Annotated in this window: 12 protein-coding genes; 7 read left to right on the top strand and 5 right to left on the bottom strand. The window is 65.0% G+C overall.

Features of this window, described 5'->3' with window-relative positions; all coding sequences use genetic code 11:
• Window positions 1-19 precede the first annotated feature (19 nt).
• Genes sufD through CH291_RS22320 form a run of 5 tightly spaced genes read left to right on the top strand, consistent with a single transcriptional unit; the run spans window position 20 to window position 4,212 of the window.
• Window positions 20-1,210, top strand: coding sequence for a Fe-S cluster assembly protein SufD (gene sufD / locus CH291_RS22340; RefSeq protein WP_094688888.1), 1,191 nt, complete (start codon window positions 20-22; stop codon window positions 1,208-1,210).
• A gap of 40 nt (window positions 1,211-1,250) precedes the next feature.
• Entirely contained in the window at window positions 1,251-2,027 is a 777-nt protein-coding gene (gene sufC / locus CH291_RS22335) for a Fe-S cluster assembly ATPase SufC (RefSeq protein ID WP_094641863.1), read from the top strand.
• A 2-nt stretch (window positions 2,028-2,029) separates the two neighbouring features.
• The gene (locus CH291_RS22330; RefSeq protein ID WP_094688687.1) at window positions 2,030-3,331 is read left to right on the top strand and encodes a cysteine desulfurase; all 1,302 of its coding nucleotides are present in this window, start codon (window positions 2,030-2,032) and stop codon (window positions 3,329-3,331) included.
• A complete protein-coding gene (sufU, locus tag CH291_RS22325) occupies window positions 3,332-3,829 on the top strand; it encodes a Fe-S cluster assembly sulfur transfer protein SufU (RefSeq protein WP_094641859.1) in 498 nt (165 codons plus the stop codon).
• The gene (locus tag CH291_RS22320) at window positions 3,826-4,212 is read left to right on the top strand and encodes a metal-sulfur cluster assembly factor (RefSeq protein WP_068050507.1); all 387 of its coding nucleotides are present in this window, start codon (window positions 3,826-3,828) and stop codon (window positions 4,210-4,212) included. Before sufU ends, CH291_RS22320 begins: the two co-directional genes overlap by 4 nt.
• Window positions 4,213-4,233: 21 nt before the next feature.
• Here CH291_RS22320 and ku read toward each other — a convergent pair whose 3' ends face one another.
• From ku to CH291_RS22305, 3 genes are read right to left on the bottom strand one after another with little or no spacing between them, the layout of a single operon-like run.
• Window positions 4,234-5,172, bottom strand: coding sequence for a non-homologous end joining protein Ku (gene ku, locus CH291_RS22315; RefSeq protein WP_068050506.1), 939 nt, complete (start codon window positions 5,170-5,172; stop codon window positions 4,234-4,236).
• Between the two features lie 51 nt (window positions 5,173-5,223).
• Entirely contained in the window at window positions 5,224-6,369 is a 1,146-nt protein-coding gene (locus tag CH291_RS22310) for a lycopene cyclase family protein (protein WP_094641857.1), read from the bottom strand.
• Window positions 6,366-7,154 (bottom strand): SDR family oxidoreductase, encoded by a 789-nt coding sequence (locus CH291_RS22305; RefSeq protein WP_094688686.1) that lies wholly within the window; start codon window positions 7,152-7,154, stop codon window positions 6,366-6,368. Before CH291_RS22305 ends, CH291_RS22310 begins: the two co-directional genes overlap by 4 nt.
• Before the next feature lie 155 nt (window positions 7,155-7,309).
• On the opposite strand from CH291_RS22305, the gene CH291_RS22300 reads away from it, so the two are divergent.
• Window positions 7,310-8,941, top strand: a complete 1,632-nt coding sequence (locus CH291_RS22300; protein ID WP_068050503.1) for an ABC-F family ATP-binding cassette domain-containing protein — start codon at window positions 7,310-7,312, stop codon at window positions 8,939-8,941.
• Window positions 8,942-8,955: 14 nt separating this feature from the next.
• Here CH291_RS22300 and CH291_RS22295 read toward each other — a convergent pair whose 3' ends face one another.
• Together CH291_RS22295 and CH291_RS22290 are read right to left on the bottom strand one after the other, a co-directional pair.
• Window positions 8,956-9,531 (bottom strand): TetR/AcrR family transcriptional regulator, encoded by a 576-nt coding sequence (locus tag CH291_RS22295; RefSeq protein WP_068282405.1) that lies wholly within the window; start codon window positions 9,529-9,531, stop codon window positions 8,956-8,958.
• A 113-nt stretch (window positions 9,532-9,644) separates the two neighbouring features.
• A complete protein-coding gene (locus CH291_RS22290) occupies window positions 9,645-12,455 on the bottom strand; it encodes an aconitate hydratase (protein ID WP_068050501.1) in 2,811 nt (936 codons plus the stop codon).
• Between the two features lie 336 nt (window positions 12,456-12,791).
• On the opposite strand from CH291_RS22290, the gene CH291_RS22285 reads away from it, so the two are divergent.
• Complete coding sequence (locus CH291_RS22285) at window positions 12,792-13,334, top strand: Rv1476 family membrane protein (protein ID WP_068050500.1); 543 nt, start codon at window positions 12,792-12,794, stop codon at window positions 13,332-13,334.
• The last annotated feature ends 391 nt before the right edge of the window (window positions 13,335-13,725 follow it).

Here is a 13,725-nt window from a genome sequence, read left to right as displayed (position 1 = left end):
CAACCCCCTCACCGGAGTCATGGGTGCCGTGGCATCCGAGAATCCAGAGTCGGCCAAGGAAGACAAGTCGAAGCTCGTCGAGAACAAGGGCGCTCAGTTCACGTCCTACGACGTCAATGCGTTCGAGATCCCGTCCGGCCGTGACGAGCTGTGGCGTTTCACGCCGCTGCGTCGGCTGCGCGGCCTGCACGACGGTTCCGCTGTCGCCGACGGGGCCGCTCAGGTCACCGTCGGTGCACCGGAATCGGTGGTCGTGGAGACCGTGGGCCGCGACGACGAGCGGCTGGGCAAGGCCGGTGTTCCTGCCGATCGTATTGCCGCTCAGGCATTCTCGGCGTTCACCGAGGCCACGATCGTCTCCGTGCCGAACGAGGTCGAGGTGGCCGATCCGATCGAGATCACCGTCGACGGTCCCGGTGTCGACCACGTCGCCTACGGCCACGTGCAGATCAGGCTCGGCACGTTCGCTCGCGCCACCGTCGTGATCGACCAGCGAGGTAGCGGAACGTACGCCGAGAACGTCGAGTTCGTTCTCGGCGACAGCTCGCAGTTGCACGTCGTACTGATCCAGGACTGGCAGTCCGACGCCGTGCACGTCGCAGCACACCACGCGATGCTCGGACGCGACGCCGTGCTGCGGCACTACAACGTCAGTCTCGGCGGCGACCTGGTGCGCATCAGCCCGACCGTGCGCTACAGCGCACCCGGCGGCGACGCGAACATGCTCGGTGTGTATTTCGCCGACGCAGGCCAGCACCTCGAGCAGCGACTGCTCGTCGACCACTCGGCACCGCACTGCAAGTCCAACGTGATGTACAAGGGCGCGCTGCAGGGCGAAACCGGACCCGGAACGGTCGACGCGCACACCGTGTGGATCGGAGATGTTCTGATCCGAGCCGAGGCCGAGGGCACCGAGACCTACGAGCTCAACCGGAACCTGGTCCTGACCGACGGCGCTCGCGCCGACTCGGTGCCGAACCTCGAGATCGAGACCGGGGAGATCGTCGGAGCAGGCCACGCCAGCGCCACCGGCCGGTTCGACGACGAGCAGCTGTTCTACCTGCGCGCTCGTGGCATCTCGGAGGAGGTTGCTCGTCGACTCGTCGTCCGGGGCTTCTTCCACGAGATCATCGACAAGATTCCGGTCCCCGCCGTACGCGAGCGTCTCGACGCCGCCATCGAGACCGAACTCGCCGTCGCCGGCGCGTAGGTCTCACCCGAACCTTTCTCGACTGCACAAAGGAACTGTGATGTCCACACTCGAAATCCGCGATCTGCACGTCAGCGTCGCCAACTCCGACTCGACCGCGGAGCCCATCAACATCCTCAAGGGTGTCGACCTCACCGTGAAGTCCGGTGAGACGCACGCGATCATGGGGCCCAACGGTTCCGGCAAGTCCACGCTGTCCTACGCCATCGCGGGCCACCCCAAATACACGGTGACCTCCGGCACCATCACCCTCGACGGTGAAGACGTGCTCGAGATGAGTGTCGACGAGCGCGCCCGTGCCGGCCTGTTCCTGGCGATGCAGTACCCGGTGGAGGTGCCCGGCGTCTCGATGTCGAACTTCCTGCGTACCGCCGCCACCGCCGTGCGCGGTGAGGCCCCCAAGCTTCGGCACTGGGTCAAGGAAGCCAAGACCGCCATGAGCGAATTGGAGATCGAGGCCAATTTCCTCGAGCGCAACGTCAACGAGGGCTTCTCCGGCGGCGAGAAGAAGCGTCACGAGATTCTCCAGCTGGGACTGCTCAAGCCGAAGATCGCCATCCTCGACGAGACCGACTCCGGCCTCGACGTCGATGCTCTGCGCGTGGTGTCCGAGGGCGTCAACAAGTACAAGGAGCGTGAAGACGGCGGAGTGCTGCTGATCACGCACTACACCCGCATCCTGCGCTACATCAAACCCGACTTCGTCCACGTCTTCGTCAACGGCGAAATCGTGAAGTCCGGCGGTGCAGAGCTGGCCGACGAGCTCGAAGCCAATGGATACGCCGGTTACGCGCAGGCCGCGACCACCGGAGCATGAGTATGGCTGCACCCGCAGCTGCGGCGGTGGCGACATCGTTCGATGTCGCCACGGTTCGCCGCGATTTCCCCATCCTCTCGCGCACCGTCCGCGACGGGAAGCCGTTGGTGTACCTCGATTCCGGTGCCACTTCGCAGCGGCCCGTGCAGGTACTCGACGCCGAGCGTGAGTTCCTGACCACGTGCAACGCCGCTGTGCATCGCGGGGCGCATCAGTTGGCCGAAGAGGCCACCGACGCCTACGAGGGTGCGCGCGCGGCCATCGCGTCGTTCGTCGGGGCGGATGTCGACGAGATCGTGTTCACCAAGAACGCGACCGAGTCGCTCAACCTCGTGACGTACGTGCTTGCCGATCAACGATTCGATCGTCACCTCGGTCCCGGCGACGAGATCGTCGTCACCGAACTCGAGCACCACGCCAATCTCGTTCCGTGGCAAGAGCTTGCGGCTCGAACCGGTGCAACGCTGCGCTGGTACGGCGTGACCGACGACGGACGCATCGATCTCGACTCGCTCGAATTGTCTTCCGCCGTCAAGGTTCTCACCTTCACACATCAATCCAACGTGACCGGCGCGGTGGCCCCGGTCGAGGAGTTGGTGCGTCGGGCCAGGGCGGTCGGTGCGCTCGTCGTTCTCGACGCATGCCAGTCGGTGCCACACATGAAGGTCGATTTTCACGCGCTCGATGTCGACTACGCCGCGTTCTCGGGTCACAAGATGCTCGGTCCTTCGGGAGTGGGCGTGCTGTACGGCAAGGCTGCACTCCTCGCGGCGATGCCTCCGTTCATCACCGGCGGTTCGATGATCGAGACCGTCACCATGGAGAAGACGACGTACGCCGCGCCTCCGCAACGATTCGAGGCCGGGGTTCCCATGACCTCGCAGGTCGTCGGACTCGGTGCCGCTGTGCGGTACCTGGAGAACATCGGCATCGATGTCATCGCCGCGCACGAAAAGGCCTTGGTCGCAGCAACTCTCGCCGAGTTCGTCAAAATCGACGGTGTTCGCGTGATCGGCCCGACCGAGAACGTCGACCGCGGTTCGGCAGTGTCGTTCGTGGTCGACGGCATTCACGCCCACGACCTCGGACAGATCCTGGACGACGAGGGCGTCGCCATTCGCGTCGGGCATCACTGCGCGTGGCCGCTGCACCGACGGTTCGGTGTGGCTGCGACAGCGCGCGCCTCGTTCGCGCTGTACAACACGGTCGAGGAAGTGCAGGTTCTCGCACAGGCGATTCGCCGCGCGCAAACGTTCTTCGGAACCGCTCGCTCCGACGACCACGGCGGGGGAGGGCAGCTCTAGATGCGGATGGAACAGATGTATCAGGAAGTGATCCTCGATCACTACAAACACCCGCACGGCCGTGGACTGCGTGAGCCCTTCGGCGCGGAGGTACATCACGTCAACCCCACCTGCGGCGACGAGGTCACCCTGCGTGTTCAGATCGAGGATGGCGCCGTTGCAGACGTCTCGTACGACGGCCAGGGTTGCTCGATCAGTCAGGCAGCGACGTCCGTTCTCACCGATCAGGTCGTCGGCCTGAGCGTGGCCGACGCGCTGAAGACGGTCGACGCGTTCAGCGACATGGTCGGCAGCAGAGGTACCGTCGAGGGTGACGAGGACGTCATCGGCGATGGCATTGCGTTCGCCGGTGTGGCCAAGTATCCGGCTCGCGTGAAGTGCGCTCTGCTGGGATGGATGGCTTTCAAGGACGCGGTTGTTCAAGTAGTGGACGCAGATTCGACAGCCACGACGGGCGAGACCGCCCGGTCGGCACTTTCCGGAGGACAGCAATCATGACCGAAGCAACAGAGACGACGCAGGCAGTGACAGCCGAGACCACGCCGGTGGAACTGACCGCCGACGAGATCAAGGTGCTCGAGGACCTAGAAGAAGCGATGCGCGACGTCGTCGATCCCGAGCTCGGAATCAATGTCGTCGATCTGGGACTGGTGTACGACATCAAGATCGACGCCGACGACATCGTCACCGTCGACATGACGCTCACCTCGGCGGCATGCCCGTTGACGGACGTCATCGAGGATCAGGCGCGCGGCGCGCTCGTGCGCAGCGGACTGGCCGCCGATCTCAAGATCAACTGGGTCTGGATGCCGCCATGGGGCCCGGACAAGATCACCGACGACGGTCGCGAGCAGCTCAGGGCCCTCGGCTTCACCGTCTGACGCACGGCCGAATCGGCCCCCTCACGCACCCTTCGCTTCGTCGGCTTTCGAGTCGGCGGACTTGGCCGAGGCCTTCTTCGCAGCCGCCTTCTTGGCCGGAGCCTTCTTCGCAGCTGCCTTCTTGGCGGGTGCCTTCTTCGCCGGAGCCGATGTGGCCGACCCGGACTTCGCGTTCTTGCCGGCCGCCTCGACGCTCCGCTGCAAGGCCGCCACGAGATCGACGACCTCGGCGTCCTCGCCGTCGTCGTCTTTTTCCGTTTCGGTGTGGATGACCTTCTCACCGCCGTTGGCGAGCGTCTCGTCGATCAGCTTGCGCAGTTCGGTCTGATAGTCGTCCGTGTACTCGGTCGGATCGAATTCCGAGGACATGCTTTCCACGAGGGACGTCGCCATCTTCACTTCCTGCGGGCGCGCGGACGGCGCGTCCTCGAGCGAAGGAAATTCAGCCGCCCTGACTTCGTCCGGCCACAGCAGTGTCTGGATCACCAGGACGTCGTCGCGCACACGCAGTGCGGCCAGGCGGGTCTTCTGTCGCAGAGTGAAATGCACCAACGCGGTGCGCTCTGTTTCTTCGAGAGTCTCGCGCAGCAGCACATAGGCCTTCGGTGAGGCAGAGTCCGGCTCGAGGAAGTAGCTCTTGTCGTACAGGATCGGATCGATCTGCTCGGTCGGCACGAATTCGAGAACCGGAATCTCGTGTTTCTCCGCCGCAGGCAGCTTGTCGAAGTCGTCGTCCGTGAGAATGACGCGTTCACCGTCGGGGGAGTCGTAGGCCTTGTCTATATCGGCGAACTGCACCGACTTGCCGCATTCCTGACAGATCCGGTCGTACTTGATGCGACCGCCGTCCTTCGCATGCACCTGATGGAACCGAATGTCGTGCTGCTCGGTGGCCGAGTAGACCTTCACCGGAACATTGACCAGTCCGAAGGCGATCGAGCCCTTCCAAATGCTGCGCATCTGTCCATGATCGCCGACCGGGTGCCCGTGTGTCGACCGTTGGCGAGAAACTCAGCCACGGCCCGGCGAGCGCGCGATCGTGCGCGCGATCGCGAGCCTGGCCGACGCCGGAAGCGTCGGAAACATCTTCAGCATCGCGGTCATCGTCCCGAATGCGTCGTCGTGGCCCGATAGGTACGAGCGCTGCAGTTCGACCGGGAGCGAGAAGAAGCTGGTGAAGAACTGGGGGACCATCTCGGGTTCGAGAGCCAGTGCCGTGCGCAGTCCGAGGTTACGAAGTTTCTGGACCGTCCAGACGTGCACCGGGCGGTTCGCGCGCGACCGACCGCCACCTCGGAAACGCTCGACGAGGTGATCCGCCGACGCCAGCGACGCCGCGACGCTGTACCCAGTGGCGGGATGCATCAGATTCGAGCGAGACCCGAACAGCACCGGACCGCCTCGCCCGGTGTGCAGTCGGGACCGAGGCGGCGGTTCGACCGAGAAGCGGACTCGTTCGACATCCTCCTTGCCGGTCGGTTCCAGGTTGCGATGGGTCAGACGGTGGTGCAGCCGCGACCGAAGAACTGCGAGTTCCAGCGGGGGTCGGCCCACCAAGCAGGTCTCTTCGAGCAGGATTCGATCGTCGTCGAGTGCCACGGCGTACAGAAAACTCGGGGCTTCACCGTGCCGAGCCCCGTTGTCGGTGCGCCAGTCCATGAACCACGCGTCGGCCCCTTCGAGGATCGGTTCGGCGCGGTCGCGTTCGACGACGATCCCGTAGGCGGTCTGCTGGGCGAGGTCGCGCGAATCGAGTGTGCCACGGGCGTCGACGACGTGACGGGCATCGACGATCGAGCCGTCGGCGGTCGTCACCCGCGAACCGGTGACGTCGACAGCCGTCGCGGCCAGCACCCGCACCAGGTCGACAGACAAGGCCGCTTGCAGTGCAGGAGTGTCCAGCACGCAGTACGTCCTGTCGATGATCCGCTGGTGATCGGTCCACACCGCGGGTTTGCGTGCAGTCGAGGCGACCGCGGTCTCGGGCAACCACGACGGCAACTCGTCGGCCCAGGCGGAGTACGTCGGTGTCCACGTGCGCGACGGGTGTGGATCGACTGCGATCACATCGAGTCCGGCTTCGGCACATCGATGGGCGACCGCCCGTCCGGCTGGACCGAGTCCGACGACCGCGACGTCGGCCGAGAAATCGTTCACATTCCGCCGGTGGCGAGCAAACCACCGTCCACGCGCACGGTCGCGCCGGTGATCCAGGAGGAGGCGTCCGAGACCAGGAAGGCCACCAACGCAGCCACGTCCTCCGGGTTTCCCAGACGCTTCATCGGGTAGCCGGCCGCCGCCGCGTCTTCTCCGTTGGCGACGAGGGCCTCGGCGAATTTGGTCTTCACCACGCCCGGTGCCACGGCATTGACGCGAATTTTCGGACCGAGCTGCCAGGCGAGCTCCTCGGTGAGGCGGATCAGAGCGGCCTTGGATGCGCCGTACGCGGCGATCACCCCGGTCGAGCGGATGCCGGCCACGCTCGCGATGTTGACGACCGCGCCGCCGTGCTCGCCCATCCAGGCATGGAAGGCCTGCTGGACGAAGCCGAGAGTCCCCACCACGTTCGTGTCGAAGATCTTGCTCACGCCCGCCAGGTCGGCATCCATCAGCGAACCGTAGACGGGATTGATACCGGTGTTGTTGACCAGGATGTCCAGCGAACCGAAGGTCTCCACCGTGCGCGCCACCGCGGTGCGTCGGTGCTCCGGGTCGCCTGCGTTGCCGTCGATCGCGAGCACGGAATCGCCGAGCTCTGCTGCCGCCGCAACGAGTGGTTCGCGCTTGCGGGCGGTGATGGCGACGTTCGCGCCGCGAGCGAGCAGTTCCGCGGCGATGGCCTTGCCGATGCCTCGGCTGCCGCCGGTGACGAGTGCGGTGCGCCCGGCGAGGTCGGGGATCGGCGCGCTGGACGGGCTGACGGTTTCGGGGGCGTCGGTCATCGATCAGACGTTACCGGTGTCACCGTCGTTCCTGGGTGAGGGCACGTGAATGCTGAGCTAAAATGGGGGTTTGCTGTGCCGTTCGACGGCACACCTGAGTTCGCCCGTCGGTCGACGGGCAACGGTCTTGTTCGGCAATCGCTAGGAGCGCACGCGTGATCACCGCCACCGACCTGGAAGTTCGTGCCGGTGTGCGGACCCTTCTGTCCACCGAGGGGCCCGCGCTCCGCGTACAGGCAGGCGACCGCATCGGGTTGGTGGGCCGCAACGGTGCAGGCAAGACCACCACGCTGCGCATCCTGGCAGGTGAGGGAGAGCCGTACGCGGGCGAGGTCGTGCGTACCGGAGAGCTCGGCTACCTTCCGCAGGATCCCAAAGAGGGCGACCTCGACGTGCTGGCCAAGGATCGAGTGCTCTCGGCCCGGGGCCTGGACACCCTCCTGCACAGCATGGAGAAGCAGCAGGCCCTGATGGCCGAGGTCGCAGACGAGGCGCTGCTCGACAAGGCCGTGCGCAAGTACGGCGAACTCGAAGAGCGGTTCGCATCCCTCGGCGGCTACGAGGCCGAGAGCGAGGCAGCGCGCATCTGCAACAGCCTCGGCTTGGCGGACCGCATCCTCGGTCAACCGCTGCGGACTCTCTCCGGTGGCCAGCGCCGACGCGTCGAACTGGCTCGAATTCTGTTCGCCGCGTCCGACGGCAGTGGCGGACGCTCGAACACCACATTGCTGCTCGACGAGCCCACCAACCACCTCGACGCCGATTCCATCACCTGGTTGCGCGGATTCCTGCAGAGCCACGAGGGCGGACTCATCGTGATCAGTCACGATGTCGAACTGCTCGGAGACGTGGTGAACCGGGTGTGGTTCCTCGACGCAGTGCGCGGCGAAGCCGACATCTACAACATGAACTGGAAGAAGTACCTCGACGCCCGCGCCACGGACGAGCAACGTCGCCGCCGTGAGCGCGCCAACGCGGAGAAGAAGGCCGGCGCACTGCGAGTGCAGGCCGCCAAGATGGGGGCCAAGGCGACGAAAGCCGTTGCGGCACAGAACATGGCAAAGCGCGCGGACAAGCTGCTCGCCAACCTCGACGCCGAGCGGGTGTCCGACAAGGTGGCGCACATCCGTTTCCCCGAGCCCGCACCGTGCGGCAAGACGCCGCTGATGGCGAAGAACCTCACCAAGATGTACGGATCGCTGGAAATTTTCGCGGGCGTCGACCTGGCCATCGACCGAGGCAGCCGCGTTGTGGTGCTCGGGCTCAACGGTGCAGGCAAGACGACGCTGCTGCGGATCCTCGCCGGAACCGAGAAGGCCGACACCGGTGAGATCGAACCCGGCCACGGCATGCGCGTCGGATACTTCGCACAGGAACACGACACCCTCGACGACCACGCGTCGGTCTGGGAGAACATCCGGCACGCGGCACCGGACACCGGCGAGCAGGAACTGCGGTCGCTCCTGGGAGCCTTCATGTTCACCGGCCCCCAGCTCGACCAGCCTGCAGGGACACTGTCGGGCGGTGAGAAGACCCGCCTGGCACTTGCGGGCTTGGTCTCTTCGGCGGCGAACGTGCTGCTGCTCGACGAACCGACCAACAACCTCGACCCGATCTCACGCGAGCAGGTCCTCGACGCGCTCCGCAGCTACAAGGGTGCCGTCGTGCTGGTCACGCACGATCCCGGTGCCGCCGAAGCACTCTCACCCGAGCGGGTGATTCTGCTTCCCGACGGTACCGAGGACCACTGGTCGCAGGAGTACCTGGAACTGATCCAGCTGGCCTGACCCGCTCGCCAGGGTCATTCCGATCGGTCTTGCCTGCGAACCGATTCCTCGACCAGGTCCAGGATCGCCGAGAGGTTGGACCTACCGTGGCCCGACGCGATGCGCGCCACCAGGCCGTCCAGCACGAGATCCAGGTAGTCGGCGAGGACGTCGTTGGGAATGTCGTCGCGCAGTCTTCCTGCGGTCTTCTGACGCTCGAGTCGCCCCAGCGTCGCGTCGGTCAGCTCTGCAGACCGTTCGGCCCAGCTGCTCCGGAAGTCCGCGTCCGTGCGTAGTCGTCGGGTGATCTCGAGCCGCGTTCCGAGCCACTCGAATTGTTCGGGTTGCGCCAGCATGTCTCGCATGACCTGCACCAGACCCTGGGTGGACGCGACCTCTGCCATGCGTCGGGCATCTTCCTGCGCCAGCGCGAGGAAGAGACCGTCCTTGTCCTTGAAGTGATGGAAGATGGCTCCGCGCGACAGGCCGGTGGCCTCTTCCAGGCGCCGTACCGTCGCGCCCTCGTAACCGAACTCGCCGAAGCACTTGCGCGCGCCGTCGAGGATTTCACTTCGACGGGCGGCCAGGTGGTCTTCGCTGACCTTGGGCACGTGTGGGTTTCCTACTTTCGATGAGGGCCTCGACCGATACGGCGATGGGCCCGGAAACACGTTGTCGGTTCCGGGCCCATCGCCGTTCGAGGCATACGTCAGACGACGCGCACTCAGCCTCTGATCATGTTGCGCAGCACGTACTGCAGGATGCCGCCGTTGCGGTAGTAGTCCGCTTCACCCGGGGTGTCGATGCGAACCACGGCCTCGAATTCGACCTTGGAGCCGTCTTCCTTGGTGGCGATGACGGTCATCGTCTTCGGGGTGGTGCCTTCGTTCAGCTTCGCGACGCCGACGATGTCGAACGTCTCGGTGCCGTCCAGCTTGAGCGACGCTGCGCTCTCACCGGCCGGGAACTGCAGGGGAACGACGCCCATGCCGATGAGGTTGGAGCGGTGGATGCGCTCGAACGATTCGGTGATGACGGCCTTGACTCCGAGGAGCGAGGTGCCCTTGGCCGCCCAGTCGCGCGAGGAGCCGCTGCCGTACTCCTTGCCGCCCAGCACGACCAGCGGGATGCCGGCCTTCTGGTAGTTCTGCGACGCGTCGTAGATGAAGGACTGCGGTCCACCGTCCTGCGTGAAGTCACGGGTGTAGCCGCCCGAGACGTCGTCGAGGAGCTGGTTCTTCAGGCGAATGTTCGCGAACGTTCCGCGAATCATGACCTCGTGGTTTCCACGACGCGAACCGAGCGAGTTGTAGTCCTTGCGCTCGACACCGTGCGAATCGAGGTACTGCGCGGCAGGCGTGCCTGCCTTGATGGGGCCTGCCGGGCTGATGTGGTCGGTGGTGACCGAATCGCCGAGCAGGGCCAGCACGCGTGCACCCTTGATGTCCTCGACCGGAGCCGGATCCATCGTCATGCCGTCGAAGTACGGAGGCTTGCGCACGTACGTGGAGTTGGGATCCCACTCGAACGTGTCGCCCTCGGGGGTGGAGAGGTTCTGCCAGCGGCTGTCGCCGGCGAAGATGGTGTCGTAGGACTTGGTGAACATGTCCCGGCTGATCGAGGACTGGATGGTCTCTTCGATCTCCTGCGTGGACGGCCAGATGTCCTTCAGGAACACCGGGTTGCCCTCGTGATCCTCGCCGAGGGCGTCGGTCTCGAAGTCGAAGTCCATCGTGCCCGCGAGGCCGTAGGCGATGACCAGCGGCGGTGAGGCCAGGTAGTTCATCTTGACGTCGGGGGAGATGCGGCCCTCGAAGTTGCGGTTACCCGACAGCACAGCGGTGACCGAGAGGTCGTTGTCGTTGATCGCCTTCGAGATCGGCTCGAGCAAGGGACCGGTGTTGCCGATGCACGTGGTGCAGCCGTAACCGCCGAGGTAGTAGCCGAGCTTCTCGAGGTACGGCCAGAGGCCGGCCTTCTCGTAGTAGTCGGTGACGACCTGCGAGCCGGGTGCCATGTTGGTCTTGACCCAGGGCTTGGTGGACAGGCCCTTCTCGACGGCGTTGCGGGCGAGCAGTGCCGCGCCGAGCATGACCGACGGGTTCGAGGTGTTGGTGCAGGAGGTGATGCCCGCGACCACGACGGCACCGTGATCGAGCACGAATTCGCCTGCCTCGTCGGTGGTGACGCGAACCGGCTTGCTCGGACGACCCTCGGAACCGTATGCGGCAGAACGAACGTCGACGGAATCCTCTTCGGCGAAGCTCAGCGACGCGGAGTCGCTGGCCGGGAACGATTCGTCGAGGGCCTCGTCGAGCTTGCTGTCACCCTCGTGCTTGGGGTGGTTCTCCTCGACGTAGTTGTGGATGTCCTTGCGGAACGCAACCTTGGACTCGGACAACAGGATTCGGTCCTGCGGGCGCTTCGGGCCTGCGATGGACGGAACGACCGTGTTGAGGTCGAGTTCGATGTACTCGGAGTACACGGCCTCGTTCTTCGGGTCGTGCCACATGCCCTGTTCCTTGGCGTACGCCTCGACGAGAGCGAGCTGCTCGTCGCTGCGGCCGGTCAGGCGCAGGTAGTTGATGGTTTCCTCGTCGATCGGGAAGATCGCTGCGGTGGAACCGAACTCGGGGCTCATGTTTCCCAGGGTGGCGCGGTTCGCCAGCGGAACCTCGGCCACGCCTTCGCCGTAGAACTCCACGAACTTGCCGACGACGCCGTGCTTGCGCAGCATCTCGGTTGCGGTCAGCACCACGTCGGTCGCGGTGACGCCGGGCTGGATCTCACCGGAGAGCTTGAAGCCGACGACGCGGGGGATGAGCATCGAGACGGGCTGGCCGAGCATGGCCGCCTCTGCTTCGATGCCGCCGACGCCCCAGCCCAACACGCCGAGGCCGTTGACCATCGTGGTGTGCGAGTCGGTGCCGACGCAGGTGTCGGGGTAGGCCTGGCCCTTGCGGGTCATGATCGTCGGTGCGAGGTACTCGATGTTGACCTGGTGCACGATGCCCATGCCAGGGGGGACGACCTTGAAGTCGTCGAATGCGCCCTGTCCCCAACGCAGGAACTGGTAGCGCTCACCGTTGCGCTCGTACTCGAGGTCGACGTTGCGCTCGAGAGCATCGGCGCGGCCGAAGACGTCGAGGATGACCGAGTGGTCGATGACCATGTCGGCAGGGGAGAGGGGGTTGACCTTGTTGGGGTCACCGCCCAGGGTGGTGACGGCTTCACGCATGGTGGCGAGGTCGACGATGCACGGAACACCGGTGAAGTCCTGCATGATGACGCGTGCAGGGGTGAACTGGATTTCGAAGCTCGGCTCTGCGGACGGATCCCACGAGGCAATCGAACGAATGTGGTCGGCGGTGATGTTCGCACCGTCCTCGGTGCGAAGGAGGTTCTCCGCGAGGACCTTCAGTGCGTAGGGCAACTTCTCGGCACCGGGCAAAGCCGACAGTCGGAAGATCTCGTACGAGTTCTCGCCGACTTCGAGGGTGCCCTTTGCACCGAATGAATCTTTACTTGCGGTCACTTCAGCTCCACTCGTCTATGAGGCACACCGCCGACGGGGCTGTGTCGACGGTTGAAGCGAGGCTCCCACTGCGGGCCTCGGCCTCGAATCTCGGTAACGAGAGTTCGAGGCGGACGCACAGTCGGTGTCTCGATGGAAGTCTAACAGTACGCTTGTCCTGTGAAAACCTGCGGTCCGGTTCTCGGTGGGTGTCGCGAGACCGATCCTCACGTAGTGCTCCCGGCTGCGCAATGAAGGGCGACCTCAGTAGTTGCGTCGGACCTGCGGGCCTACCAGGTACGGGCGCGGCGGTGACGTAGGGTTCGACCCGACTGGTTCCTACCGACTGGACGAGAGATGCCTGAGCCGATTCACGCCGTTTCCCCACTTGCCACCGACATACCGGCAGGTCTGGACGTCGACAGCATCGTCGCCACGGTCCGCGAGTCCGGTGTCAGTGCCCCCGCCGACGAAGAAGCCGGGTTGTCTGCGGCCGTCGCGCGCGCCGAGGACCATGGCATCGACCTGAGCATCGTGATCGTGCCGACCGAACCTCGCCACGACTCGCAACTTCGAGACCTCGCGACCGCTGTCGGAGCGCGCGAGGGCGGCACGGTTCTCGTGCTCAGTCCCGGTCAGGTGGGCACGTTCAGCGACTCGATCAGTCGGGTGACCCTCGAAGCAGGCCAGGACCGTACCTATACCGGCAACCACGTCGTCGCCGCGGACAACTTCGTCGACACCCTCGTCGAGGACCAGACGCCGTGGGGCCTGCTCACCGGCGGCCTGGTCATCGTCGTCGCCGCGGTCGCGACCCTGACCGCTGCCGTCAAGGTCCGCAGATACCGCTCTCGTTCGGAGTCGAAGGATCACGCTCACAGCGAGCCCGTCAGCGACTGAGCACTCTCCTGCGCGTGTCGTTCGAGTGACCGACACCCGCACTGTCGGACCCGGTCGCGATCGTGACCGTGAGGTCGTCCGAAAAAGTCGGAAAAATTGTTTCCGGTAAACCCCGAGTTCACGGCGTTGTGCCTGGTGGAATTACCAATGTGTCATTTGTGACTGGAGTTTCCTCAGGGTGCAAAGTGTCGTACGGTGCCATTGGCACTGCTGGGGAAGGAGTGTCGCAGAAGGCGGTTGTCATCCGTGGGGAACTCGGGAGGCCACTGCTTCGGGTGTGACTGACGTGGTTCGCACCTGTCGTATCGCTGCGTGTTTCTTTCCTGCCCGGCGAGAACGCTCACCGTCACCTGCGATCGGGGTGGAGGACGGAGAGCACCTCGACGGCACG

Origin of the sequence: Rhodococcus sp. 14-1411-2a, assembly GCF_002259485.1 — a bacterium.
Taxonomy (GTDB): Bacteria; Actinomycetota; Actinomycetes; order Mycobacteriales; family Mycobacteriaceae; genus Rhodococcoides.
This window is presented reverse-complemented; position numbering and strand designations above follow the sequence as displayed.